At 66.2% G+C, this 26,412-nt stretch carries 22 protein-coding genes and 1 tRNA gene; 11 read left to right on the forward strand and 12 right to left on the reverse strand.

The genetic code is table 11. The annotated features are described in order from the left end of the window. Positions 1–164 precede the first annotated feature (164 nt). The 7 genes from ACWIEX_RS03440 (at position 165) to ACWIEX_RS03470 (ending at position 7,391) form a co-directional block, all read left to right on the forward strand. On the forward strand, positions 165–1,142 hold the full coding sequence (locus ACWIEX_RS03440; RefSeq protein ID WP_454031731.1) for an ABC transporter permease: 978 nt from the start codon (positions 165–167) through the stop codon (positions 1,140–1,142). A gap of 136 nt (positions 1,143–1,278) precedes the next feature. Beyond that, on the forward strand, positions 1,279–2,115 hold the full coding sequence (locus ACWIEX_RS03445; RefSeq protein ID WP_454031732.1) for an ABC transporter permease: 837 nt from the start codon (positions 1,279–1,281) through the stop codon (positions 2,113–2,115). Positions 2,116–2,123: 8 nt separating this feature from the next. Continuing rightward, on the forward strand, positions 2,124–3,731 hold the full coding sequence (locus ACWIEX_RS03450; protein ID WP_454031733.1) for an ABC transporter ATP-binding protein: 1,608 nt from the start codon (positions 2,124–2,126) through the stop codon (positions 3,729–3,731). Between the two features lie 135 nt (positions 3,732–3,866). Next, the gene (locus ACWIEX_RS03455; protein WP_454031734.1) at positions 3,867–5,156 is read left to right on the forward strand and encodes an ArgE/DapE family deacylase; all 1,290 of its coding nucleotides are present in this window, start codon (positions 3,867–3,869) and stop codon (positions 5,154–5,156) included. Between the two features lie 52 nt (positions 5,157–5,208). Then, entirely contained in the window at positions 5,209–6,129 is a 921-nt protein-coding gene (locus tag ACWIEX_RS03460) for a DMT family transporter (RefSeq protein WP_454031735.1), read from the forward strand. 178 nt (positions 6,130–6,307) lie between these two features. Next, positions 6,308–6,901, forward strand: a complete 594-nt coding sequence (locus ACWIEX_RS03465) for an ankyrin repeat domain-containing protein (RefSeq protein ID WP_454031736.1) — start codon at positions 6,308–6,310, stop codon at positions 6,899–6,901. A 16-nt stretch (positions 6,902–6,917) separates the two neighbouring features. Then, positions 6,918–7,391, forward strand: coding sequence for a nucleoside deaminase (locus ACWIEX_RS03470; protein WP_454031737.1), 474 nt, complete (start codon positions 6,918–6,920; stop codon positions 7,389–7,391). 38 nt (positions 7,392–7,429) lie between these two features. Here the strand turns inward: ACWIEX_RS03470 and ACWIEX_RS03475 are convergent, their stop codons facing one another. The 3 genes from ACWIEX_RS03475 to ACWIEX_RS03485 all read right to left on the reverse strand — a co-directional run bounded on the left by ACWIEX_RS03475 (position 7,430) and on the right by ACWIEX_RS03485 (position 11,072). Continuing rightward, the gene (locus ACWIEX_RS03475; RefSeq protein ID WP_454031738.1) at positions 7,430–7,609 is read right to left on the reverse strand and encodes a hypothetical protein; all 180 of its coding nucleotides are present in this window, start codon (positions 7,607–7,609) and stop codon (positions 7,430–7,432) included. Positions 7,610–7,695: 86 nt separating this feature from the next. Further along, positions 7,696–8,838, reverse strand: coding sequence for an ABC transporter substrate-binding protein (locus ACWIEX_RS03480; protein WP_454031739.1), 1,143 nt, complete (start codon positions 8,836–8,838; stop codon positions 7,696–7,698). Between the two features lie 5 nt (positions 8,839–8,843). Beyond that, positions 8,844–11,072: a TonB-dependent siderophore receptor gene (locus tag ACWIEX_RS03485; RefSeq protein WP_454031740.1), complete on the reverse strand. Its 2,229-nt coding sequence runs from the start codon at positions 11,070–11,072 to the stop codon at positions 8,844–8,846. Between the two features lie 210 nt (positions 11,073–11,282). Here ACWIEX_RS03485 and ACWIEX_RS03490 point away from each other — a divergent pair, with 210 nt between their 5' ends. Further along, positions 11,283–12,071: an AraC family transcriptional regulator gene (locus tag ACWIEX_RS03490; RefSeq protein ID WP_454031741.1), complete on the forward strand. Its 789-nt coding sequence runs from the start codon at positions 11,283–11,285 to the stop codon at positions 12,069–12,071. A 47-nt stretch (positions 12,072–12,118) separates the two neighbouring features. Here ACWIEX_RS03490 and hydA read toward each other — a convergent pair whose 3' ends face one another. Genes hydA through ACWIEX_RS03520 form a run of 6 tightly spaced genes read right to left on the reverse strand, consistent with a single transcriptional unit; the run spans position 12,119 to position 17,304 of the window. After that, on the reverse strand, positions 12,119–13,561 hold the full coding sequence (gene hydA / locus ACWIEX_RS03495; protein WP_454031742.1) for a dihydropyrimidinase: 1,443 nt from the start codon (positions 13,559–13,561) through the stop codon (positions 12,119–12,121). A 6-nt stretch (positions 13,562–13,567) separates the two neighbouring features. Further along, positions 13,568–14,314, reverse strand: coding sequence for a GntR family transcriptional regulator (locus tag ACWIEX_RS03500; protein ID WP_454031743.1), 747 nt, complete (start codon positions 14,312–14,314; stop codon positions 13,568–13,570). A gap of 29 nt (positions 14,315–14,343) precedes the next feature. Further along, a complete protein-coding gene (locus tag ACWIEX_RS03505; RefSeq protein WP_454031744.1) occupies positions 14,344–14,997 on the reverse strand; it encodes an amino acid ABC transporter permease in 654 nt (217 codons plus the stop codon). Positions 14,998–15,002: 5 nt separating this feature from the next. After that, positions 15,003–15,674, reverse strand: a complete 672-nt coding sequence (locus tag ACWIEX_RS03510; protein WP_454031745.1) for an amino acid ABC transporter permease — start codon at positions 15,672–15,674, stop codon at positions 15,003–15,005. A gap of 2 nt (positions 15,675–15,676) precedes the next feature. Then, positions 15,677–16,438: an amino acid ABC transporter ATP-binding protein gene (locus ACWIEX_RS03515; protein ID WP_454031746.1), complete on the reverse strand. Its 762-nt coding sequence runs from the start codon at positions 16,436–16,438 to the stop codon at positions 15,677–15,679. Continuing rightward, positions 16,438–17,304: a substrate-binding periplasmic protein gene (locus ACWIEX_RS03520; protein ID WP_454031747.1), complete on the reverse strand. Its 867-nt coding sequence runs from the start codon at positions 17,302–17,304 to the stop codon at positions 16,438–16,440. The genes ACWIEX_RS03515 and ACWIEX_RS03520 overlap by 1 nt, the downstream gene beginning before the upstream one ends. A 68-nt stretch (positions 17,305–17,372) precedes the next feature. Between ACWIEX_RS03520 and ACWIEX_RS03525 the strand changes: the two genes are divergently transcribed. Beyond that, complete coding sequence (locus tag ACWIEX_RS03525; RefSeq protein WP_454031748.1) at positions 17,373–18,473, forward strand: NAD/NADP octopine/nopaline dehydrogenase family protein; 1,101 nt, start codon at positions 17,373–17,375, stop codon at positions 18,471–18,473. Between the two features lie 133 nt (positions 18,474–18,606). Here ACWIEX_RS03525 and ACWIEX_RS03530 read toward each other — a convergent pair whose 3' ends face one another. Then, the gene (locus ACWIEX_RS03530; protein ID WP_454031749.1) at positions 18,607–22,728 is read right to left on the reverse strand and encodes an autotransporter domain-containing protein; all 4,122 of its coding nucleotides are present in this window, start codon (positions 22,726–22,728) and stop codon (positions 18,607–18,609) included. Between the two features lie 266 nt (positions 22,729–22,994). Beyond that, complete coding sequence (locus ACWIEX_RS03535; protein WP_454031750.1) at positions 22,995–23,597, reverse strand: hypothetical protein; 603 nt, start codon at positions 23,595–23,597, stop codon at positions 22,995–22,997. Between the two features lie 278 nt (positions 23,598–23,875). On the opposite strand from ACWIEX_RS03535, the gene ACWIEX_RS03540 reads away from it, so the two are divergent. After that, a complete protein-coding gene (locus tag ACWIEX_RS03540) occupies positions 23,876–25,324 on the forward strand; it encodes a sensor histidine kinase (RefSeq protein WP_454031751.1) in 1,449 nt (482 codons plus the stop codon). Continuing rightward, entirely contained in the window at positions 25,321–26,010 is a 690-nt protein-coding gene (locus ACWIEX_RS03545) for a response regulator transcription factor (protein ID WP_454031752.1), read from the forward strand. The genes ACWIEX_RS03540 and ACWIEX_RS03545 overlap by 4 nt, the downstream gene beginning before the upstream one ends. 319 nt (positions 26,011–26,329) lie before the next feature. On the opposite strand, the gene ACWIEX_RS03550 is transcribed toward ACWIEX_RS03545, so the two are convergent. Beyond that, positions 26,330–26,404: transfer RNA gene (locus ACWIEX_RS03550), tRNA-Thr, on the reverse strand. Between the last annotated feature and the right edge of the window lie 8 nt (positions 26,405–26,412).

The raw sequence follows: 26,412 nt of genomic DNA on the forward strand, positions 1-26,412 counted from the left end.
GTCAGCTCCGAGGGGCGCGTCATCCCGGACGCCGCGAAGCGGCGATCCGGGATCGTATCGGGGTTAGGTTCCAGGGCCGCCCCATTCTGGTGACGGTCCCGCGTCTGCGCAGCGGCACTTCGCGCCGCGGCGCGCGCGGGATGACAGCTTCACGAAAGTCCTGAATGAACCTCGCGCAATTCCTCGCCGGCCGGCTCGTGAAGGGGATCATCGTCCTCTTCGCGATCGCGATCCTGAATTTCCTGCTGATCCGCGCCGCGCCGGGCGATCCAGCGCAGGTGCTTGCCGGCGAGGCAGGTGCCGCCGACGCGCAGCTCCTTGAGCAACTGCGTGCCCGCTTCGGCCTCGACCAGCCCTTCCTGACCCAGCTCTGGATCTACCTGAAGGGCTATCTCACCTTCGATCTCGGCTTCAGCTATCGCCAGCAGCAGCCGGTGCTGAACCTGATCATGGAGCGCCTGCCGGCGACGCTGCTTTTGACCGGCGCGGCCTTCCTCGTGTCGCTCGTCGTCGGCACCGCCATGGGCGCGCTCGCCGCACGCCGCGCCGGAAAATGGTCGGACAGCCTGATCACGACGCTGGCGCTGATGTTCTACGCGACGCCACTGTTCTGGGTGGCGCTGATGAGCCAGATCGTCTTCGCGCTGAAGCTCGGGCTCGTGCCCAATGTCGGCTACGAGACCATCGGCGCGAACTATACCGGCCTGGCCCGCGCGCTCGATATCGGCCAGCACCTCATCCTGCCGGCGCTGACGCTCGGCCTGTTCTTCACCGCGCTGTATGCCCGGATGATGCGCGCCTCGATGCTGGAGGTGGCCGGCGCCGATTTCGTCAAGACGGCGCGCGCCAAGGGCGTCTCGCAATCCCGCGTCTGGCGGCGGCATGTCGCCCGCAACGCCATCCTGCCGGTGGTGACGCTGGCCGGTTTGCAGGCGGGCCAGCTCGTCGGCGGAGCCGTGCTGACCGAAACCGTCTTCGCCTGGCCGGGCATCGGGCGATTGATGTTCGATGCGCTGGTCCAGCGCGACTATTCGGTCCTGCTGGGCGTCTTCTTCGTCTCATCGGCGATGGTCGTCTGCTTCAACATCGCGACCGATCTGGTCTACCGGATCGTCGATCCGCGCATCGAGGCGCACGCATGAACCGGTCCTTTCCGTCATGGTCGGGCTTGTCCCGACCATCCACGTCTTCGCTGGTCGAAGGCTGTGTTCAAGACGTGGATGCTCGCCACAAGGGCGAGCATGACGTCGAGTGCGGCATGATGCTGGAGGCGCTTCCTTGAACTTCCTCAAGCGCTTCGCCCGCAATCGCGGCGCCGTCATCGGCATCGTCATCCTGCTCGCCGTCGTCGCCTTCGCGATCCTGGCGCCGACGCTCTATCCGCAATCACCCTGGCGCCCGGTGGCGCGGCCCTTCCTCGCGCCGTTCACCATGGAGCGCTTCCCGCTCGGCACCGACACGCTCGGCCGCAATCTCGCCTCCGGCCTCGTCCATGGCGCCCGCGTCTCGCTGATGATCGGCGTGGTCTCGACGCTGGTCGCGCTGGTCATCGGCGTACCGTTGGGGGCGGCCGCGGGCTATGCCGGTGGTTTCGTCGATGACGCGCTGATGCGCTTCACCGAGTTCTTCCAGACCATTCCCTCTTTCGCGCTCGCCATCGTGCTGGTCGCGATCCTGCAGCCGCAGCTCGGTTCGATCGTGCTCGCGATCGGGGTCGTCAGTTGGCCGCCTGTAGCGCGACTGGTGCGAGGGGAGGTGCTCTCGCTGCGAAGTCGCGAATATGTCCAGGCGGCCGTCACCATCGGCCAGTCGACGCCGCGGATCATTTTCAGCCAGGTCCTGCCCAACACCATCGCGCCGATCATCGTCATGGGCTCGCTGATGATCGGCTCGGCGATCCTGCTGGAATCCTCGCTCTCCTTCCTCGGGCTGGGCGATCCCAACCTGATGAGCTGGGGCTATATGGTCGGCGCCGGCCGCACGCGCCTGCTCGATGCCTGGTGGATCTCGTTCTTCCCCGGCCTCGCGATCTTCCTGACGGTGCTCGCGCTCAATCTCGCCGGCGAGGGGCTGAACGATGCCCTGAATCCGCGTCTGGCCAGGGGACGGGAATGATGGCGCGAATGACCGCTCCGGCGCTCTCCATCGAAGGCCTGACGCTGGCCCTGCCGACCATGGCCGACCGTCCGAACGCGGTCGAGACGATCACGCTCGCCATCCAGCCCGGCGAGACGCTCTGCGTCGTCGGCGAATCCGGCTCCGGCAAGTCGATGATCGCCCATGCCGTGATGGGCCTCTTGCCCAAGGCGGTGAAGCCGGTCGCGGGCGTCATCAGGCTCGCTGGTCGCGATCTCCTCGCCCTCGACGAACAGGCGATGCAGGAGGTGCGCGGCCGCGAGGTCGGCATGATCTTCCAGGAGCCGATGACCTCGCTCAATCCGGTCATGCGCATCTCCGACCAGATCGTCGAGACCTTCGAGGCCCACGGCCTGCACGATAGGGCGACGCGCCGCGCCCGTGCCATCGATCTCCTGACCGAGGTCGGCCTGCCCGATCCGCCGCGCCTCGCAAAAGCCTATCCTCACGAGCTCTCCGGCGGCCAGCGCCAGCGCGTGATGATCGCGATGGCGCTGGCGCTCGAACCCAAGCTCCTGATCGCCGATGAGCCGACCACCGCGCTCGACGTCACCACGCAGGCGCAGATCCTCAAGCTGATCGACAACCTGCGCCATCGCCACGGCACGGCCGTGCTCTTCATCACCCATGACATGGGCGTGGTCGCGGAGATCGCCGACCGCATCGCCGTGCTGGAGAAGGGCGTGCTCGTCGAGGAGGGCACGGCCGATCAGGTGCTCGGTTCGCCGCGCCATCCCTATACGCAGAAGCTGCTGGCGGCGGTGCCTTCGCTGACGCCGGCCGTGCTGCCGCCGCTGCCAGAGACCGCGCCGGTCATCAGCGTCGAGGGTCTCGGCAAGACCTATCGCAAGCGCTCGCTCTTCGGCGTCGCCCGCGAGGTCAAGGCAGCCGACGACATCTCCTTCGCGCTCGTCCGTGGGGAGACGCTCGGCCTCGTCGGCGAATCCGGCTCGGGTAAGTCGACGGTCGGGCGCTGCTGCCTGCGCCTGATCGAGCCCGACCGCGGCCGCATCGCGCTCGGCGATCTTGTCCTTTCCGAGCTCAAGCCGGCCGAACTGCGCCGCCAGCGCAAGCGCATCCAGATGGTCTTCCAGGACCCCTTCGCCTCGCTCAATCCGCGCCAGACCGTCGGCCGCATCATCTCGGACGGCCCCGTCGCCCATGGCACGCCGCGCAAGGATGCACTGGCGCGGGCGAAGGAATTGCTGGAGCTCGTCGGGCTCTCCGCCAACGCCATTGACCGCTACCCGCATGAATTCTCGGGCGGCCAGCGCCAGCGTGTCGGCATTGCAAGGGCGTTGGCGCTAGAGCCCGATGTGCTGGTGGCGGATGAGGCGGTCTCGGCCCTCGACGTCTCCGTGCAGGCCCAGATCCTCACGCTGATCAAGGACATCCAGGCCAGGCTCGGCCTCGCGATCCTCTTCGTCACGCATGATTTGCGCGTCGCCGCGCAGATCTGCGACCGCATCGCGGTGATGCAGCGCGGCCGCATCGTCGAGAGCGGGCCGACCACCGCGATCTTCGCCGACCCGCAGCACGCGTATACGCGGCAACTGCTGGCGGCGGTGCCGGGCGGCGGGCGCTTCGGGCACTAATGGAGCGAACCACGCTCCGCGTCATGGTCGGGCTTGTCCCGACCATCCACGTCTTTCCCTTCATCCATGTCGCAAGGCGTGGATGCTCGGCACAAGGCCGAGCATGACGGATTTGGCCTAAAGGAGACCTGCCCCATGCCTCTCGATCCCGCCTTGCGCGAAAAAATCCTCGCCGCCGTCGAAGCGGGCTTCGACGAGCAGGTCGCCTATACGCAGGAGCTAGTCCGCTTCGCCTCGACACGCGGGCAGGAGCACACGGTCCAGGATTTCATCTTCCGCGCCCTAAAGCAGCGCGGCTTCACCATGGACCGCTTCGCCATGGACAGGGAGCTGATCGCGGCTCATCCCGGCGGCGCGCCGTTTTCCGACACGCATTCCGAAGCCCCGATCGTCGTCGGCATCCATCGGCCCCGCGAGGAGAAGGGCCGCTCGCTGATCCTCCAGGCTCATGTCGACGTGGTCCCGGCCGGCCCCACCGATCAATGGAAGCACGCGCCCTTCGATCCCGTCATCGAGGGCGACTGGATGTATGGCCGCGGCAGCGCCGACATGAAGGCCGGCTCCGCCGCCAATCTCTTCTGCCTCGATGCGCTCCGGCGCATCGGCATGCAGCCGGCGGCGACGGTCTATGTCGAATCCGTCGTCGAGGAGGAATCGACCGGCAACGGCGCGCTGATGACGCATCTGCGCGGCTATCGCGCCGAGGCCGCGCTGATCCCTGAGCCGGAATACGAGATGCTCGCCCGCGCCAATGCCGGTGTGCTCTGGTTCCAGTTCGAGGTGCGCGGCATCCCCGCCCATGTCCGCGAGATGGGCACCGGTGCCAATGCGATCGACGCCGCCTATCGCGTCGTCGCGGCTTTGCGCAAGCTCGAGGAGCAGTTCAATCTCGAGAAGGCCGGCCGCGAGCATTTCGAGAACGATCCGCATCCGATCAACCTGAATATCGGCAAGATCGAGGGCGGCGACTGGGCCTCTTCCGTGCCGTGCTGGTGCCGCGTCGATTGCCGCGTCGGGCTCTATCCCGGCGTCACCGCCAAGGAGACGGCGCAGCGCATCGAGGACTGCATCCGCGAGGCCGCGCGGGCCGATTCCTTCCTGGCGAACAACCCGCCGAAGGTGACGTTCAACGGCTTCTGGGCCGAGGGCTATGTGCTGGAGCCCGGCAGCGAGGCCGAGGCCGTGCTCGCCCGCGCCCATGAGGCGGCGCTCGGCAAGCCGCTCAAGAGCTTCATGACGGCGGCCTATCTCGATACCCGCGTCCATGCGCTCTACGACAAGATCCCGGCGCTCTGCTACGGCCCGATGGGCGAGAACATCCACGCCTTCGACGAGCGCGTCAGCCTCGCTTCGGTGAAGCGCATCACCGGCGCCATGGCGCTCTTCGTCGCCGAGTGGTGCGGGCTCGAAAGCATCGAGGGGTGAGCGAGGTCCGGGCATCGGACCGAAAAGTGGGAACCGGTTTTCGGAGCATCCGATGCTGAAGCCAGAAACGGAATCGCCGCGCGCCCGGGAGGACGCGGGGCGATCCGGCAGGGCGCTGCTGCTCGTCCCGCTGCTCGGGCTGCTCTGGGGCTTCAACTGGCCGGCGGTACGGATCTCGCTGACCGAGATCGCGCCCTGGACCCTGCGCGCGGCGGGCATGAGCTTCGCCGGGCTCGTCCTTGTCGCGGTCGCGCTGGCACGCGGCATCCCGCTTTCGGTGCCGCGTGCGCAGTGGTTGCGGTTGGTTGTTGCCGGCTTCCTCTCGATCGCCGCCTTCAACGTCCTGCTCGCCTTCGCGCAGCTCGCGGCGCCGACCTCGCGCGCGGCGATCCTGACTTTCACCATGCCGATCTGGGCGACATTGCTCGCCCGCTTTGTGCTGGGCGAGGCCTTCGACGGCCGCCGCCTCGCCGGGCTCGCGCTCGGCATCGCCGGCCTCGTCTGTCTCGGCCTGCCGTTGATCCTGGCCGGGCAGCTCTCCTTCGGCCTGATGCTGGCGCTGCTCGCGGCTGTGAGCTGGGCGCTCGGCACGATCGTGATCAAGCGCTGGCCGGTCTCGGCCCCGGCGCTCGCGATCGCCGCCTGGCAATTGCTGATCGGCGGCGTGGTCGCGGGCATCGGCATGCTCGTCTTCGAAGGCCTGCCCGTGCCGAAGCTGCTCTCGCCGCGCGTGCTGACGGCCTTGAGCTTCCATATCATCGGGGCGCAGGCACTGGCCTATTTCCTCTGGTTCACCGTGGTGGCGCGCCTGCCGGCGGGCATCGCCAGCCTGGGCACGCTGATGGTCCCCGCGATCGGCGTGCTCGGTTCGGTGCTGCTGCTCGGCGAGCGACCGACGCCGACCGATTGGTTCGGTCTCGCCCTGGTGATTGCAGCCTCCGGCGCGATCCTGGTTCCGGCCCGGCGGCCATGAGTCCAGGTGCCATGTCCGATGTCTCCGGCTATCTTTCCCGTCGAAGCGTGTCGGGTCCGATCGATCGGAACGGCGCCGGTTGCGGCCCAGGGAGACGGAATTGCCCCGATTTTCGCCGATCCTGGCCTTCGTTATTCTCCTGCTGGCCTTCGGCCCGCAGTCAGCCTCAGGACAAGCCATGACCGAAGCCGGATTGCATGCCGCCGCGGCCAGGGATGACGTCGCCGCGATCAAGCGCCTCCTCGTCGAGGGCGCAGCCATCGACGCGCGCGACGCGCGCGGCCGGACCGCCTTGCTGGTCGCGACCCATGAGAACCGCGTCGACGCCGCCCGCGCCCTGATCGAGGCCGGCGCCGACGTCAACGCCAAGGACGGGATGAACGACAGCCCCTATCTCTATGCCGGCGCGCGGGGCCACCTCGCCATCCTCAAGCTGACGCTGGAGCATGGCGCGGACCTGAAGAGCACCAATCGCTACGGTGGCACGGCGCTGATCCCGGCCTGCGAGCGCGGCCATGTCGAGACGGTCCGCACCCTGATCGCGGCCGGCGTTGCGGTCGATCACATCAACAATCTCGGCTGGACCGGGCTTCTGGAGGCGATCATCCTCAGCGATGGCGGTGACAGGCATCAACAGATCGTCAAGGACCTGCTCGCGGCCGGTGCGGATGTGAACCTGGCCGACCGCGATGGCGTGACCCCGCTCCAGCATGCCCGCAGCCGCGGCCAGACCAGGATGCAGCAGATCCTGCTCGCGGCCGGGGGGCGTTGAACTGAAGGGTGCGATCATGAATCAGGCACAGCGATTTCTCTGCGAGGCGATCGAACTCGCGCGGTCCAATATGGACAAGGGCGGCCGGCCCTTCGGGGCCGTGATCGTCCGGGAGGGCGAGGTGATCGCGACCGGCGTCAACGAGACCGTCGCGACCAACGACCCGACCGCCCATGCCGAGCTGACTGCCTTGCGCGCGGCGAGCCGCAAGCTGGCTTCGCCGAGCCTCGCCGGCTGCGCGGTCTATGCCAGCGGCCATCCCTGCCCGATGTGCATGGCGGCGATGCGGATCTCCGGCGTGAGCGAGGTCTACTACGCCTATTCCAACGATGACGGCGCGCCCTATGGCCTGTCGAGCGCGGCGGTCTATGCCGATCTGGCAAAGCCCTTCGCCGAGCAGTCGATGAAGATCGCCTATAGGCCGGTTCGCCTTGAAGGCGGGCCCGATCTCTATGCCGAATGGAAGCGGCGTCAGGCAGGGCCGGCCTGAGGCCATGGCTCCCTCGCGGTCGGGCGCCCCGATGCGGTCTAGCGGAGCTTCGCGATCCTGATTCCGTCGAGCTTTGCGCGGTCCTTGATGGACTCTTCGCTTCGTGTCATCGCTTTCGCAATCGCCTTCAGGGCCATGCCCTTTCCGGCCAGCAACCTCAGCTTCTGGAGTTCCTCGGCTGTCCAGGGTTGACGATGCCGTTCAAATCGCTCGGTCACAATCCACTCCGCTTCGCGGTCACACTGGGCGACCTATAGTGGCACGAGCGAGCCGATTGATCGATATGTGCAAGGACCGATCTGGCTCATTGCCGGGGGGCATGTCCTCCGGCGGAGACCCAGAATGTTCCCTCCAGCGGTGCCGCCAGGAAACGGCTGTTGATCTCGCGCAGCGTGGCGTCCAGGTCGATATCCGCGAAGAGTCCTGGGTGCTGCCATTTTGCCAAAGCCTCGATTGCAACGACATGCGCGGGCGTATGGACGAAGAGGTGCCAGAGACCATGGGCGCGGCCCTGCGCGACTGCATCCAGAGCCGCGAGGTCGCGAGCTTCCAGGCGTTTGGCGAAACTGCGAGCGGCTTTCTCGGCCGACACGGCGGGGCCAAGCGCGAAGGCTTCGGCGTCGGCATTGTCGGAGGTCGTGGTTGCGACATAGACCTTGGGATTGCGCGTCAGGACGAACTCCAGGCTGAGCTGTCCGACCGCGCCGGGAATCTTCTCCGCGCCGATGTTTTCGCCCCCGGCCAGGCGAATGAAGCCGTCGACCGTGCCGGGGCCGGCGGAAAAGCAGCATTCGGGCCTTGCCGCGAAAGCATGCAGGAAAACCGAAGGACGCTCGGCAGTATCCTTGGCCAGCCGTGTCGCGATACGGTCCAGATGCTCGCGATAGAAGGCAATGAACGCCTCGGCCTGCGCCTCGCGCCCGATGAGCTTGCCGAGGATGCGCAGGCTCGGCTCCGTGCTCTTCACGGGGTCAAGGAAGAAATCCACGATGGCGACCTGGATGCCCGCCGCCTCCAGCTTCGCGATGCCCGGGGCGGCGTCGGAACCGTAGCGATAGGCGTCGAAGCGGCTGAGCAGGACGAGATCCGGCTGGCGCGCGATGATTGTTTCGATGCCGATGGCCTCGAAAGAGCCACGGCCGACGACCGGGATCTGGTCGATCGCCGGAAAGCGACCGCGCAGGATCGCAGGCTGGATCGCATTGGCGCCGCCCTCCGCCCAGCCTGCGAGCAGGCTGACGGGATCGGGATGCAGCAGCGACAGCGCATCGAGGCTGACCCAGGCGCCGAGCACGATCCGCTTCGCCGGCTCCTTGAGGACCACCTCGCGGCCAGCGAGATCGGTGACGCGGATATCCTTCGCCGCAGCCGGCGTAGCAAGCGCCAGCGAGACGGCGAGGCCGACCAGCGCGGCCGCGCGCCTCACGAGTCCGGTCGCGCGGTTCATCATTCTCACCAGCGATAGCTCAGCGTTGCCAGCACCGTGCGGCGAGAGCCCAGCGTGCAGCCCGGGACGTTGCCGCATTGCGAGACGTAGTAGCGGTCGAACAGGTTCTTGGCGACGACCGACAGCTTGGCGCCGTTCAAGGCTGGCATCAGCTTGCCGAGATCGTAACCGATGGTGGCGTCGACCAGCGTGTAGGGCGGGATGCGCACGGTGTTGTTGGTGTCGTAGGTGTTGCCGACGAACCTGACGCCGCCGCCGAGCGACAGGCCGGCGAAGGGGCCGCCCTGGATCGCATAGTCGGCCCAGAGCGATCCCTGATGCATCGGTGTGCCCGGCAGGCGCTTGCCGGTATCGGCTGCGATCGAGCTCTTGGTGATCTCGTGGTCGAGGAAGGCATAGGAGGCGATCAACCCGAGGCCTTCGGTCAGTTGCGCCCTTGCCTCGACGTCGAAGCCGCGCACGGAAACCTCGCCGAGCTGGACCTGCGCGAAGGGATGCGCCGGGTTCGGATCGCCCGTCAGCGTATTGTCCTGGCGAATGTCGAACACCGCCGCGGTCAGCGAGGCATTCATCCAGGTCGGCTGATACTTGACGCCGGCCTCGTATTGCCGGGAGGTCAGCGGCTTGAAGGCCGCGCCGGAGAAGTCGGTCGCCGCCGTCGGCTGGAACGAGGTCGAAACGCTGACATAGGGCGCGATGCCGTTGTCGAAGACGTAGCTCAATCCGGCACGGCCGCTGAAGGCGCGGTCCGTCGTCGATGTCCGGGCCAGCGTATTGGTCGTCAGGGTTTGCGTGCGTGTCCGGGTCTCGGCAATGTCGTAGCGGCCGGAGAAGGTCGCGATCCAGCGGTCGAGCTTGATCTGGTCCTGCGCGTAGAAGCCGAGCTGGCGCAGCTCCGCATCCTTGCGCTGGAAGTTGATGCCGGGATCGGCGACGGGCGCGCCATAGACCGGGTTGAAGATCTGGATCGAGGGCGCCGGGCCGCGGCCGACATCGTATTGGCTGATCTCGTTGCGGTAATCGAGGCCGATGAGCGCGGTATGCGACAGCGGCCCGGTGCCGAATCTGGCCTCCAGCCGGTTGTCGAGCGTGAAGGCGCGCGCCGCGGCGTCGATGCGGAAGGCGGCGCGGTTCAGCGTGCGGTTGTCGGCCAGCAATTCGCCGTTGCGGTTGAGCGCCCGCAGGTAGACGTCGTTCTGGGTGTAGCGCAGGTTCTGGCTGAAGGTCAGGCTGTCGTTGAAGCGATGCTCGAAAGCATAGCCGATCGAGCCCTGGTCACGCTCGAAGCGATCGAAGCCCGGCTCCCCGGCATAGCGGTTCCAGGGCAGGCGACCATTGACCGGATTGGGATAGAGCGTGCCGGAGGTCGGCAGGTAATTGAAGCTGGTCTTGCCGTTGCGCTCGCGCAGGTACTGGCCCATCACCGTCAGCGTGGTGTCGGCGCTTGGGCGCCAGGTGAAGGCCGGCGCGATGAAGAGCCGGTCGTCGTCGATGAAATCGGTCTGCGTTCCGGAATTCCGCGCGAGCCCGGTCAGGCGATACAGGAAGGTGCCTTGCGGATCGATCGGCCCCGACAGATCGAAGGCCCCCTGAAGGCGCCCGAAGCTGCCGGTCTGGAGCTGGATCTCGCGCAGCGGCGTGGCGGTGGGGCGCTTGCTGACCATGTTGACGAGGCCGCCCGGGCCGCTCTGGCCGTAGAGGACGGAGGAAGGGCCCTTGAGAACCTCGACGCGCTCCAGCCCATAGGGCTCGACGACCGAAGTCGTCCAGTCGGCCGTGGCCGCGCCGTCAGGCAGGCGCAATCCGTCGAGGAAGAGATCGCCCTTGAAGCCGCGGATCTGCGTGTAGCTGTCGAATTGCGAGGCGGCCCCATAGGTTTCGCCGCGAACGCCCGCCGTATAGCGCAAGGCCTCGCTCACGCTCTGGGCGCCTTGCGCCTTGATCTGGTCGGCCGTGACGACGTTGACGGTCTGCGGCACTTCGATGAGCGGCGTGTCGGTCTTGCTGCCGGTGGCGCTGCGGGTCGCGACATAGCCATTGACCGGGCCGAGCGCCTGCTCGCGGGTGCCTTGCACCTCGATGGTGTCGAGGCGGATCGCCGGCTCCCCCGGCTGGGCCGAGGCGCCCGTGGCAAGCGCAACGAACAGGGTCGACAGCGAAATCTGTGACAGGGCACAGGCGCGAACGCTTCTTTGTATCGCGGTGAAGCGCCGGAATACGGTGGTGTATAGCATACGCGTCGTCGGCCCTGGATTTGAATTTAATCTAACGTTGCTTGACGGATATCCTTAGGTCGATCTAGTTTGAATCGATTATAAACTAGCTCGACTGCTCTTGAATTATAACTGCGATCCTTCTACGGACGTGGATCATAATTGACCGTGTTCGGGTCAAATTTGGTCGCCCTCATGCGCGTTCAGGCAAAAGCACCGAGTTCGGATCAAGTGGGGCCGCAGACCATCGACAGATTGTGGCTGAGCGAGGAAACGCCTCGTCCGGTCACGGTCCTGCACCAGTCGTTTCTCAACGGCGCCCGCACCCGCTGGCACAGCCATCGCCGCATCGAGCTCCTGCATGCCTCCGGCGGGCTGCTCCTGCTCCATACGGAGATCGGCACCTGGACGGTCCCGTCGGGCTATGCGCTCCTCGTGCCGGCCGATCTGCCGCATGAGCTCGCGGCCTATGGCTGTTGCGAAATGCGTGCGGCTTTCTTCACCGACGAGGCGCTCGGCGATGCCGTTCCGCACAGTTGTCGTGTGATCGCCGTCTCGGAATTGCTCGATGTCTCGCTGCGAGCCCTGGCGAGCGGGCCCTTGCTCTACGATCTCGGTGGCCGCGGCGGGCATCTTGCGGCGCTGATCGTCGATGAGATCCGCGAAGCCAGCGAGATCCAGATCGCGCTGCCGATGCCGCAGACGCCGCCCTTGCGGAAACTGGCGCGCGACATGATCCAGAAGCCGGCGCTGGCCCACGACCTGGATGGCTGGGCGGAGCAGACCGGCGTCAGCCGCTCCACCTTCACGCGCCGCTTTCGCGGCGAGACCGGATTGAGCTTCGCGGAGTGGCGGCGGCGGTTACGCATGCTCCATACGCTGACGCTCCAGGCCAACGGCGTCCCGCTGCGGCAGGCGGCAGTGACCGCCGGCTACCGAAATGCCAATGCGCTGCGCGACATGATGCGCCGGACGCTGACGACGACGGTCTTGCCGCCGTCGTCGGAGCTGAACAGATAAAATTGTTCAGCCCGGCTTGATGGGGAATCAACTGGCCACTGACTGCCTTACCAGGCGAGACCGAAGGCTTCCAGCTCCTTCTCCGCATCCGTCCGGTCCTGATGAGGGGCCGTCGCCGTCGCCGGGAGGAAGCGTCCCCGCCCGCGCGTGCCGCAGAACGCGTGATAGCGGCTGATCACCTCGCCACGGCTCAGCGTAACCGCCGGCCAGGCCGTGACCTTCAGGCCTTCATAGGGAGTGAAGTCGACATTGTGATGCATCATCGCGTTGTCGATGACGCGGTCGTAATTCTCGTCCCAGATGCACAGATCGGCGTCGGCTCCGATGGTGAGATCGCCCTTGCGCGGTGCCAGCCCGTAGATCCGTGCGGCATTGGTCGATGTCAGCCGGACGAATTCAGGCAGGCTGATCCGGCCTCCCTTGACGCATTGCGTAAACAGCAGCGGCATGCGGATCTCGACGCCGGGCACGCCGCTGGCGATCTTGTCAAAGCTCGCGCCGAAGCCGTTCGGGAATTTCTCGACCTCGTCGAACCTATAGGGCGAGTGATCCGAGGAGAGCACGTCGATGCGCCCGTCGGCGACGGCGCGCCAGAGTTCGGCGCGATTGGCGGCGTCGCGGATCGGCGGGCTGAAGATGCCCTTGGCGCCTTCATGACCGGGCTTGTCGAGCAGGCTGCCATCGAGCGTCAGGTACTGCGTGCAGGTCTCGACGAAGAGCGTGGTGCCCTTCGCGCGGGAGAGCGCGACCACGTCGAGCGACCGCCCGGTCGAGACATGCACGATCATGGTCGGCACGTTGAACAGTTCGGCGTAGGCGCAGATCCGGAACACGGCCTCGGCCTCGGCGATGGTCGGCCGCGAGGCGAGATGGAACTTCGGCGCGACATGGCCCTGCGCCAGCAATTGCTGGGTCACATGGTCGATGATGTCGGTGTTCTCGCAATGGACCATGATCATGAAGCCGTGCCGGCGGGCGGCGGCGAAGACCGTGACGATGTCGCGATCGGCGATCCCGACGGCGGCATAGGTCGTGAAGATCTTCAGCGAGCGCAGGCCCCCCGCCGCGGCCTCAGCGAGGTCTCGGTCGAAATCGGGATGGGACGGGTCGGTGACGACGATGTGGAAATTATAGTCGAGCACCGACTTCCGCGCGCGCTCGTGATAGTCGGCCGCCGCCCATGCGATCCCTTCGCCGCGGTGCTGCGGGGCGAAGGGCAGGACCGTCGTCGTGCCGCCGCAGGCGGCCGAGACCGTCCCCGAATAGAAGTCGTCGGCATTGATGCGGCCATGGCCCTTGCGCTGGTCGATATGGAGATGGCTGTCGACGCCCCCCGGCATAACCAGCCGGCCCGCCGCATCGATGATCTCCGGCGCCTTGTCGCCGATGGCGCCGAGTTCGGCGATCCGGCCGTCGCGGATGCCGATATCGGCGTTGAAGACGTCGCTGGAGCTGGCGCAGCGGGCATTGCGAATGACGAGATCGAACATGGGATTCTACCGGCTTGGGCTGACGAAGCGACCGCCCGGTCTGGGCACGAGATCGACGACGAGGCTGTAATTGGTCGGGTGGAAGATGCCGTCGATGACGATGAGCGGCCTGTCGGAGCGGTCGTAATAGAGGCGGCGCGAGGCGACCAGAGCGGTGCCTGCGGGCACGCCGAGATTCGAGGCCTGCTCGGCATCGGCGACGATCGCGCCCAGCGTCTGCTGCCCGCGCTGGATCGCGAGCCCGGCCCGGCGCAAACGCACCACGGTCTGCTGTTCGCCAGGCGGCAGTTCCGCGTCGTCGACGCGGGGCGAGACCGAGACGGGAATATGGGACGTGCCGATCATCAGCGGCTTGCCGGCCTGCAGGATGAGCGAACGATAGCGGGTCGCGGCCCCCCGGTCGGCCGGCGCGAACAGGGCAGCAATATCGGGCGCCGGTTCAACGTCGTCGATCGCCAGCGTCCGGAAGCTCAGGCGCTCGTCGGAGATCAGGATATCGTCGAGATAGCCGCGCAGCCGCACGCTCTGGCCGACCTGGACGCGATCGTTGACATAGGTCCCGAGCCCCTGGAGCTTCATCACGACGCCGCCGGCCGACAGCTCCTCCATCGCCTTGCGGATGGTCGCTCGGCTGACCCCGTAGCGGGCCTGCAGCTCCGTCTCCGAAGGGAGCTGCTCGCCGACCGGGAAGTCGCCGCGCTCGATCGCTCCCATGATGTCGGCCTGGATCTGCAGATGAAGCGGCACGGGCATGGCGTTTCCAGAGTTGCGAGGGCCGGTCTTCATGCCGGCTTGAAGGACTGGCGCTTCTCGATCAGCGAGAGCAGGCGCACGAAAGGCCAGAACATCACGAGATAGACCAGGGCCACCATGAGCAGGGGCGTGGGATCATAGACGACGCCTTGCGCGATTCGCGCGTTGCGCAGCAGTTCGGCGATCGCGACGACCGATGCAAGCGAGGTCGCCTTGGCGAGTTCGAGGACATTGCTGAGCAGCGGCGGGCGCACCTTCTTGAGCGCCTGGGGCAGGACGACATAGGCGAGCACCTGAAAGCCGGTGAGGCCGGTGGCCTGCGCGGCCTCGTACTGGCCTTTCGGTACCGCCGCGAGCCCGGCCCGGACGATCTCGGCGAAATAGGCCGAGCCGTTCAGCGTCATCGCCAGGACGAAGGCCGGTATCTCCGGCAGGCGCAGGCCCAGGAAGGGCAGGGCATAGAACACGAAGATGATCAGGACGAGCGGCGGGAAGGCGCGGAAGAAGTCGATATAGAGATAGGCGACGATCCGCGCCGGCCGCGATCTCGAATTCGCGACGATGGCGACCAGCGTGCCCACGCCGAAGGCCAGCGGCACGATCAGGACGGCGAGCAGGAGCGTGACCTTCAGCCCCGAGAGCAGGTAGGGAATGGTCAGCGCGACGGTGTCGGGATGGAACATGGTGCCTACCTCTTCACCGCATAGCGGCTCTCGATGTGGCGGCTGAGCACGACCAGCGGCGCGAACACGGCCAGGTAGAACAAGGCGGCGACGGTAAGCGGCGTCGGGTTGGCATAGAGCGCCTGCTGGCTCGAGGCCTGGTTCAGCAGTTCCGAGACCGAGACGACCGAGGCGAGCGCCGTGTTCTTGGTGATGCTGATCGTCTTGTTGGTCAGTGGCGGGATGACCATCTGCACCGCCTGGTGGAGCACGATGTAGAACAGCGTCTGGGTGAAGGTCAGGCCGGTCGAGAGTCCGCCTTCCCATTGCCCTTTCGGGACCGAGGTGATGCCGGCCCAGAAGATCTCCTCGGAGAAGGCGGCGAGCACGAGGCCGAGCGTTAGCACCGTCGCCCAATAGGCGTCGATCCGGATCTCGTATTCCGGCAGCACGAAATAGATGCAGATCAGGATCACCAGCGCCGGCAGCGACCGCAGGATGTCGACGAAGGCGACGATCAGCAGGTTCAGCGCCGTGATGCCATAGGCGCGGGCGCAGGCGAGCGCGAGACCGAGCGACAGCCCGAACAGGATCGTCAGGGCGGACAACTGCAGCGTGACGAGGAAGCCCTGGAACAGGAAGGGCAGCACGGCGGCTGCGATGGGGCCGTCGAAGAAGAATTTGCCGATCTCGCCCATGTTCAAGCCTCCTTGCCGCGATAATTGCGCAGGAAGCTGCCGAGGCGCGGATTGACGGAGGTGCGGAAGATCTCGTCGGGCGTCCCCTGCTCGACGATGACGCCCTCATCCATGAAGATCACCCGGTCGGCGGCCTGCCGGGCGAAGGCCATCTCGTGGGTCACGACCACCATGGTCTGGCCCTTCGCCTTCATCTCCTGCATCACCGCAAGGACCTCGCCGACGAGTTCGGGGTCGAGCGCGGAGGTCGGCTCGTCGAAGAGATAGAGCTTCGGCGCCATCGCCATCGAGCGCGCGATGGCGACGCGTTGCTGCTGGCCGCCCGAAAGCTCGGCCGGAAAGGCCTTGGCCTTGTGGCGCAGGCCGACCTGCTCGAGCGCCGCCAGCGCCCGCGCCGAGGCTTCCACCGCCTTCAGCTTCAGCACCTTCGACAGGGCGAGACTGACATTCCGCTCGGCCGTGAAATGCGGGTAGAGATTGAAGGCTTGGAAGACCATGCCGATATCGCGCCGGATCTTGCTCAGGTTGACGCGCTTTCCGGTGATCTCGACATCGTCGAGGTGGATGGAGCCGGCCTGCGGCTCCTCCAGGCGATTGATGCAGCGCAGAAGCGTCGACTTGCCGGAGCCCGACGGGCCGATGATCGCGACCAGCTCGCCGGCGTCGACATCGAGGTCGATACCCCTCAGGATCGGGACGGCACCGAAGCTCTTCTCGATCCTCCGCATCCTCAGCAGGGCCCTGGCAGGCGCGCTTGCGGCCATCACTTGCAATCCGGCTTGTGATAGCTGCGCTCGTAGCCTTCCAGTCCGATCGGACCGTATCCGGCAAAGACCTTCATGCTGGAATCGGCCGGATCGGGCTGCTCGCCGAACCATTTCTCGTGCAGGCCCTGCAGCGAACCGTCGAGCTTCATGCATTCCAGCGCGTTCTCGACCTGGTTGCGCAATTCCCGGGCATCCTTGCGGAAGCCGTAGCCGAGATCGTAGTCAACGAAGATTCGGTGCACGACCTTCATGCGACGGTTCTTCGAGGCCGCGTACTGGCCGACATTGAGGTTGACCACATCGGCATCGGCGCGCTTGGCGATCACGGCCTGCAATGCGTCGCTGTCCTTGTCGTAGCGTTGGATCTTGTAGCCGTATTTGGCCTCGTTCGCCGTCGCCCAGGTATCGGTGAAGCTGCCGCTATTGGTCGCGAGCACCTTGCCGCGCAGGTCCTCCGGCTTGGTGATGCTGTCATCGTCGGAGCGCGTGACCAGGCCGATGCCGCCGGTCATATAGCCCTCGGTGAAGAGCATCTGCGCCGCGCGCTCCTTGGTCATCGACATCGGCGCCACGATCATGTCGTAGCGGCTGGCGAAGAGGCCGGCGAAGATGGCGGAGAAATTGACGTCGACGACTTCGACGCCGGTGCGGCCGATGCGCCGGGCGATGTCCTTCGCGACCTCGATCGAGAAGCCTTCGATTTCGCCGGAAGGCTGGCGCATCGCCCACGGCGCATAGCCGACATCGGCCGCGATCTTCAGCGGTTCCGCTGCTGCGCCGGACAGGGTCGCAGCCAGGAGACCGGCGGCGCCGGCTGCCAGGCCGATTTTCCTTCGCAGCAAAGCGATGACATTCAGAGACATTGGAATTCCCCTCGCTTGTTTGACATTATTTTGATGAACATTAAACGTACGGACGACCGGATGACAACATGATCATGCACGGTGCGCAAGGGGGAGCAGGCATGGCGGTTTTGAACTACGCGTTGATCGGACTCGGCGGAGCAGGCGCTGGTTTCGCCGTTGCCGCCGCGGCGCGGGGCGGGCACATCTGCGGCTGGTATGACTGCGACGATGCGGTGCGTTCGTCGACCGACATGGCCGGGGGCCTATCTTTCGAGGGGCTCGGGGGGCAGGGCGCCGTCGCGCTGCCGAAAAGTGCCGCGAGCGGAGCAGCGGCCGTCGCCGGAGCGGATGTCGTCGTGGTCTCCACCACGGCTGACCGGCATGCGGCCGTGGCGCGCGAGATTGCGCCCGGCCTCGCATCCGGACAGATGGTTGTGCTCCATTGCGGCTATGTCGGCGGTTCCAAGGTCTTCGCCGACGCGCTGGTTTCAGCAGGGGGGCCTCAGGGCGTCGCGATCTTCGAGCTCAACAACACGCTGCACCTGGCCGGAAAGCTCAATCCAGCGACCGTCGTGCTCAAGGGGCAGAAGCGCTGGCTCGAGCTCGCCGGCCTGCCTGAAGCGAAAGAAAATCCGCACTACGCGGCCTTCCTCGAGCAGTTCCCGGAGTTCACCTATTCCGCGAACGTGCTTGAAAGCGGCTTGAACAACCCGAACTGTATCGGCCACGTTCCCGCCTATATCGGCGGCGCGATGACGCTGGACCGCGACATGGGCGAGCTGACGACCGGGATCCTGCATTTCGACGAGGCGCGCATGGGCCGGGTCAATGTCATCGCCGCCGCGCTGGAGCAGGAGCGCGATCAGGTCATGCGCGCCGCCGGGCTCACGCCGCTGCCGTCCGCCACCTTCTCCCAGCGGGCCTATCCGGCGGGAACGCGGTTGTTCGGCGCCATCCCCCGCTTCGGACCCAAGTTGCAGAAGCGTTTCCTGCATGAGGATGTGCCCTGCTCGCTCGTGCCGCTGGAAGTTCTCGGTCGGCTGGTTGGCGCCGCGACGCCGTTGACGACCGCTCTGATCGCCATTGCGAACATTCTGGAGGCCGTCGATTTTCGGGCGATCGGCCGGGACGAGCGGGTTCTGCCGGCGGACTGGATGCGCACGCATTCCGCTGTCCTGCGCCAATAACAGGCCGTGGACTGAAGGCCGGTCAGCCCTGCGCGATCTTGCGCGCGCCCGAGCCATTCGAACATCGCCGGCGTCGTGCCGGCCCGGACCGAATGGCGCAGGCGCGCCGGCGCCCACTCGACCATCGCGGCCTTCAGAAGCTGACTCTGATCCGGGCCGATCCACCGAGGCGGTTGCTGTTGGCGGAGAGCTCGCCATCGAGGTTGAGGCCGAGGGTGACGCGTTCGGAGAGCCTGGCGTTGAGGCCGGCACTGAGGAGCGCGCTGTTGCGGTCGGTCTGCGCGCCGGTCGCGGTGAAGCTCGCGCCCGGCAGCCCGATCAGGCTTGCGGTCAGGTCGGCGTCGCGCCGGAAATAATGCGCCCAGGCCGCCCGGACATAGCCGGTGACCGGGACCGAGCCGAGCACCGTATCGGCATCGAGCTGCAGGCCGAGCTCGCTGCGGGCGGTGGCGTCGTCGCGCCGACGCAGTGCCAGTGCCCCGGCCTCGGCGCCGGCCCAGTTCGCCTCGACCACCGCCGGGCTGCGCGCCCGCGTCGCCTGCACGGCCGCCAGCGGCGAGACCGAGATGCCATTCCAGGAGAGCAGTGCCGCGCTCGCCTGCAAGCGGCCGCTCCAGGCCGTTGTCGCATAGGAAGAGGACAGGCTGGAGCCCAACGCCGGGATGCCGCGGCTGACCTCGTTTTCGAGCCTCGCATAGCTCAGCGCCCCGCCGAGCTTCACCGGGCCGAGCTGCGTCACGCCATAGAGGCCGGCCTGGAAGACATCCGCATCGATCTTGCCGAGCACGCCCGGCAGCGAGGCCTGCGCCCTGCCGCCCGAGACCGCGACGCCCGCGACCGTCCCGGGCATCAGCCGGATATCGACGCCGGTCGCCAGATGCGCATCGTCGATCGTGCGTTTCGCCGAGCCGATGGCGGCATTGCCGTCGATGCGTCCATAGGAGCCATAGGCCGAGCCCCAGACCGAATAGAACGGGGTGTCGAGGCGCGAGGGAAGGGCGGGTTCGTCCGCGCCCTTGCGCACGAGACCGGAGAAGGCCGCTGTGCCCGGTCCGACGCCGGCACCGTTCAACCGCCCGGCCGCGAACGGGTCGAGCATGGTGCGCAGGAACTGGTCGGAGGCGAGGCTCGCGATCGCCGGCGCCGCCGTATGGATCTCGCCCGACAGGCTGTTCACCGCGGCCGGGATCGAAGCTGCGGGGAGGTTGTAGATACCGAACAGCGAGGATGGGTCGCCGCCATTTTCGACCGCCGTATCGATCGAGCGCGCGATGGCATAGGCGTTGCGCGGATGGGTCACGCCCAGCGTCGGCGAGCCCGGCGGCGAGCCGGGATCACCGGGGATCTCGGGCGTCAGCGGCTTCGGCGTGAGCGTCAGCCGCACGTCGTTGGCGGTGTAGCTCACCGTCGTGGTGACGCCGTCGCCGAAGGTTCCCGTCGTGTCGACCGGGCTGAACGTGCCGGTTCGCCCACCTGCAGCCGAGAGCAGCGTGTAAGCGCTGTTGAACGCATAGGCGCCGCCCAGCGGTACCAGCCGCAGCGTGCCTGCCAGTGCCGCCGTGCCGGTCACGTCGACGCGGTCCGCATTCGCGCCCTGGATCTCGGCGAGATAGGTCGAGCCGGGATTGAAGGTCAGGTTCCCCCGGACCGTCAGCGTTCCGGGAGAGTTGCCCGGCGAAAGAGTTCCGCCGTTGATGATCGTCGTCGGGACCACGCCCGAGCCGCCCAGCAGCGCGCCGGCCGCCACCGTCACGCCGGAGGACGACGCGATCGAGCCGTTCACGATCAGCGAACCGGCGCTGACCGTCGTCGCACCATTGTAAAAGTTCGTGCCGTTCAGGGTGAAGCTGCCCGTGCCAACCTTGGTCAAGGCCCCTTGGGAACTGGCCCCGAGATTGCCATCGAAGACGGCATCCGTGTTGCTCGTCCCCGTCGTCAGGACAATCCCGGGATTGAAGCGCACCTGCGTATCCGCCTCGCCGCTGAGCGAACCGATCTGCTGGTCGAAGATGAGCGAGAACTCCGAACCCGTCCCGGTCAGGTTGACGGCCGCCACGGGCGACAGGGCGTTGGGCTCATAGACGTTGAACCGGGCGCCGTTGGAGATGTTGATCGCGGTCGAATTGCGGATGGATCCACCATGGCCGATTCCCAGCGTCCCGCCAGTGACATTGGTCGGCCCGGAATAGGTGCTGGCCCCAAATATGTTGAGCCAACCCGACCCCAGCTTGGTCAAGCCACCCGAGCCGGAAATGGTCCCATAGTAGCCGCCGGCGCCGGCGATATCGGCGGTCAGCGTTGCAGTACCGAGTTCAACGGTCGTACCGGGATTTCCACTCAATCCTCTGACCGTCTGATCGAAGCCGTTGAGATCCCATGTGCTGGTGCCCTGAACGTCGATGCCGGCCGAAGAGGACAGGGCGTTCGCGGCGCCCATCCGCAGCGTCCCGTTTTGGATGGTGGTCGTCCCGGTATAGCTCTGCGCACTCGTCAGAGTGAGGCCGCCGCCTGCCGCTCCCGTCAAGGTGAAGCTGCCATCCCCCGAGATGGTCCCGGAATAGCTATCACCCGATGCCTGGGTGAAGACGACGCCGCGCGTGCCCGCTCCCGTATCGAAGGTCAGGTCGCCGGCCATGCTGGAGGAATTGCCGCTGAGCGTCCCCTCCCGGATGGACCAGCTCTGGCTGCCGCTGCCCGATAGCGTCCAGGTCGACGAACCCGTCTTCTCGTAAGCTGTGAAGCCGGTATGTGAAGCCACGAGATTGCCGATGTCGACGCTGCCATTCGTGGCCCCGCCCAGCGCCAGCACATTGTTGGCGCCGCCGCCCTGCACCACGACATTGCCTGTGGTCGTCGAGCCGGCTCGGATCTCGAAGCGGTTATTGCTGCCGAAGAGCGCGACCGCATTGGCCCACGTCACGCCGTCGCCGGAAAGCCCGCCCGCGATCGCTCCGGAATTGACGATCGAGATGCCGCCGCTCGCTGCGCCGACGATGCCGACACCGCCGGCGCCATGGCTGGTGGAAGCGGCAATACCGCCACTGCCGCCTGAAATCGTCCCGGCATTGTCCAGGCTGGCGATCTGGCCATCACGGAAGACGATGCCGTCTCCGCCGACGCCCGCGACATAGACAGGATTGAGGTCGGACTGGTTCCCGCCCGCCCCGCCGGTGATGTTGCCGCCTGTCATATTGGCGATCGAGCCGCCCCAGGCTTCCAGGCCAGCGCCGCCTCGGCCATAGCCGGTCCCGCCTGCGTTCGAGTCGCCTCCCTTGCCGCCTGTGATCGCGGCCCGATTGTCGATAATGCCGAGATTGCTCAGCACACCGGCACCGCCGGAGCCGGCCCAGGCCCACCCCCCGCCCGCGCCGCCGGTGATCGAGCCGGCCTGATGGGACAGGCTGCCGCCATTGTACAGGAACAGCCCGGCGCCGCCGTGCCCGCCCTCATATTCGTCACTGCCCTCGCCGCCGGCAATGACGCTGGTGCCGCCCGCTCCGGCCGCGACGGTGATCGTGCCGCCGTTCAGCAGCACCAGCCCGGCGCCGCCGCCGCCAGCGCCCGCACCGCCAGCGCCCGCGCCGCCCGAGACAGCGAACCCGTTCGTATTCATGGTGACGCCGGCACCCGTCAGGATGAGGCCGCCACCGCCACCGCCACCGCCGCCACTGCCCGCTGGGGCGGCGCCAAAGGACCCGGTCGCTCCTGTGCCACCAGCATAATCCAAGCCGAGGGAGAGCGGAGAGGTTGTCGTGAGGAGGTTGCCGCCGCCGCCGGCTCCGCCCGCTCCGCCATTGCTGGGGAAACCGGGATCATAACCGCCGCGGCCGCCGCCGCCGCCGCCGCCGGCAGAGAGGTCATTGGGAGCGCCCGGCGCCCCGCCTGCTCCGCCGGACCCACCGACATCGTCGTAACCACGCATTCCCGCGGTCGCCGAACCGCCGGGTGTCTGTGCTGCCGAACCGCCATCGCCCCCGAAAAAGCCGATGGTGCGGTCGCCGCCGCCGCCGCCGCCGCCCGCGATGCCGCCCAGGCCGAAGCGGTCGCCCGCGCCGTTGCCGCCTCCCTGGGTGATCTGCTGCGCAGAAGCAGCGTGCGGCCACAACGGCAATCCCGCACCGAGCGACAAGGCGAGGGTCAGGCAGATCCCGGAAGTGGTCGTGCGCAGGCTGCTGCGCTGCTGGGCAAGGGAACTGGAGATCGTGCCAATCTCTCGATCGGCGCTGGCCGGAGAGATGGCATGCAATCCCAGCATAGAGGTCACCGGCGTCGCGGCGCTGCGGGGAGTGAGCGCGCATATCGGCAAATCGCGGCTGCGAAGCGTCATCATTCCCCCTGCCGAGCGACTGGAGCGAGAGCCCGTTTGCCACTCATCTCGCGATATTGTCGTTGGCGCCGCGCTCGGCGCCGCGTCGACGGTTCCGGCAACCGCCTGGCGAAGAACGAAGCAAGCCGATTCTCAGGTTAGATTTCTGCCTCTGGTCAGGCTACCGTTGAATTCAGTTGAATTCTGACAGATTCTTACGAAACGCCTGACGATACGGCATGTTGTTTCGTATCAATCGGGGCGATAGCCGAATTTTCGGAGAAATCGACGCCGGATAATGCTGCAGAAGCCATAGTTGAATGCCTGGAAACTTGGTACGAAGCTCCGGAATCATCGTCGAAATCGAATTTCAGAGCCGGATACGCGGGAAGATCCGGTGGCGGGTTGAAGTAAACCTGAGAGACGAAATGCAGGACCTCGGAGCCGTTCGTATCGCAGAGGCCATGCCGAAAGCAGAAGCCTCCATCCGGGACCCGGCCACAGTAGCGGGCGGTGACATGCACGGCTCCATGCACCGTGTTCGACGCCGGTTGCGGCAATCCCGCTCCGGCGATCACCACGCTCCGGACCCGGCCCCGATGAACGCCGCACACCTCGCTGCGCCATTTCATGGCGGCGGATCGCGCCGCCATCCGCAACCAGGATTCGGCGATGCCACCTCCCGCCTCGACATCGCGCAACGGAAGGCGAGCCGGGACGAAGACCTCGTCGGTGGGCACCGACCAGCCGGCGGCCCAGCGATCAAGCAACCTGGACTTGAGGGCTTCGACGGCCCCCAACAGCACGCGAACACGCATCCGCAATCTCCCCCTTGTGAGAGCGGTTTCGGCAGGGTGTCTTTTCGCGAGGCGATCGGGCCACTGCCCTGTGACCGTCGGTCAACTTTGCCTCAGTCAGGGCGCCAAAAGTATTTCGTATTGGATAGATCAAAGAAGGAGCGGATTTCTACCTATGAATTCATTCAGATTCTGACGGAATCAAACATGAATATCTTCTACTGAATCTATACATAGGTTATTAAGGGTAGAATTTTATCCAATATCGAGTATTGGCTGGGGCATGAGAATGCGGCGAGATGCTTGATCTCAAAACGGTCCTGATCGTGGCATTGGCGACTGCAAGCCTGCAGGCGGTGGCCTGGATCTTCGTCTGGCGGGCCTGGCGCCATCTCTACGAGCTCAGGTTTCTCGCCGCGGGCTTCGGGGCGATCGCCCTCGGCCTCCTCCTGATGATCATCCGTGGTCCGGAGCCGGGTGCCCTGGCTATCGTGCTGCACAACACGGTCATCAAGCTGGGGCTCGTCCTGCTCGCGGAGGGGTTGGCCCGCTTCCTGGGGCAGCCGCGCTATACCTGGATCGGCGTCTCGCTCCTGGTTTTCCAGGTCGTCGTCTGGAGCGCGGCCGTCGCGATCGACCCGGACGACATCGCGACCCGGATCTACAGCTCGACCGTCTTTACCGTGATCATGATGTCGGTGATGTGCCTGGGCCTCGTGCGGGACCGGACGCAACCCCCGCTCCTGCGCCTGATCACCATCGCCATTCTCGCCGAGTACATGGCGGCCAGCATCCTGCAGAGCGTCCTCGAATATCGCCTGCCCGCCGATTTCGACGGTGGCCCGATTCTGGCGGACCGCAACGCCTGGTACCTGTTGCAGGGCACACTTTTCCTGATCGCGTTGTTCGCCTGCCTGCTCTTCATGGTCAGTTCGCGGCTCTCGGCCGATCTGCGCAGGAAGCACGACGCCCTGTTGCAGGAAGTGGAGGAGCGCCGCAGGCTCGCAAGCCGGCTGAATGCCAGCATCGAGGCCGAGCGGGCCCTGCGCGATGAACAGGCGGATTTCATGCGCGTGGTGAGCCATGAGTTCCGCACGCCGCTCGCGATCATCCGCAACGCCGTCGACATGATCGGTCTCGTCGGCGACAGGTCGCCCGAAGCCACGCGAGAGCGCCTCTCCGGCATCGGCGAGGCGCTCAATCGCCTCTTCGCCCTCATCGACAGATTCATGGCGGATGACCGCGAGAACGGCTTCCAGCCCGAACCGATCCAGCTTGGCTCCCTGATCGGGGATGCGCGCCTGCATTTCGAGATGACGGCACGCGGCGGCAGGCTCCATTTTGCCGTGGCCGACGAAGCCGCCTCCCTTCATGCCGACCCGGAAATGCTCGGGACGGTTATCATCAACCTGATCGACAACGCCTTGAAATATGCACCCGACGACCCGGCGATCCGCATCGAAGCCCGGGAGGAAGCGGATTCCATCGTGATCCAGGTTCGTGATCGTGGCATCGGCATTCCCCACGCCGAAGAAAGCAAGATCGGGCGCCGCTTCTTTCGCGCCTCCAATGCCAAGGCGATCACCGGCACCGGCCTGGGGCTCTACGCAGCGCGCAAGTTCCTGGCCTATCACGGCGGAACCCTGCAGCTCGTCTCCGACAACGGCGAGGGTACGACGGCCATCGTGCGCCTGCCTTCGTCGCGTGAGGCCTCCGCCGCCGATTTGCCAGAGGAGACCGCAGCGTGACGCAGATTCTGATCGTCGAGGACGAAACACGGCTGCGCAAGGACCTGGTCGATTTCCTGGGGCTGTGCGGCTTCTCGGCCAGCGGGGTCGCATCAGCGCAGGAATTGCGCCAGGCGCTCGCAACCGGCCACGCCGCCGACATCATCATTCTCGATGTCGGCCTGCCCGATGGAAATGGCTTCGAGCTCGCGAGCCAGATTCGCGAATCCCATCACTGCGGCATCATCATGCTGACGGCGCTCGGCGACAGTGACGACCGCATCCGTGGCTTCGAGAGCGGGGCGGACATCTACCTCGTCAAGCACAGCACGCTGCGCGAGATCGAGGCGGCCATTCGCAGCCTGCTGCGGCGGAGCGGAAACCTGCCCAGCGCGGCGAGCGGCAGCAGCGATCAATGGTTGCTGGACGGCACGAACTGGATGCTGGTCGCACCCAATCTCCGGTCGCTCAAGCTGACCGCGACCGAATTCGCCTTCATGAGTGCGTTGTGCAGCCGCGGTGGCGACATCTGCCAGCGCGAGGAACTGATGGAGACGCTTGCCCGCCCGAGGTCGAATTTCGGCAACCGTCACCTCGATGCCATCGTCAGCCGGCTGCGCCGCAAGATCGAGGAGCGCACCAGCCTGCCAGCGCCGATCAAGGTCGTCTACGGCGTCGGCTATACCTTTACCGCAACCTTGCAATGACCTCGGTTGAACGGTTGCCGGAGCCTGTCCGCGCTCGACGCGCGCTGCGAAAGCATGTGTCATGCGGCCAGCCGAATTCCGCACGAAATTCATCAAATCCCGCAGAATGAAAAGCCGGAGCACGCCCTGCACACTGGCAGCCGGCTTCCTTGAAACCGCATAGCAGCGGGAATGAGCCGTCCGCCAGCCTCATCCAAATGAGCCCGGATAGGCCGCCCGAGAGCGGACGTTCCAGATATCGGCTGCGCAGTTCATAAATGACGATAAAGCCACGGCTTTTCCACGCCGTCGGAAACTCGCAGGTTATCCGGAGAATGGCTGGTGCTGCGAGCGAGGATTGAACTCGCGACCTCTCCATTACCAATGGAGTGCTCTACCACTGAGCTACCGCAGCAGGTCCGG

This window comes from Allobosea sp. NPDC055353, from assembly GCF_053644975.1.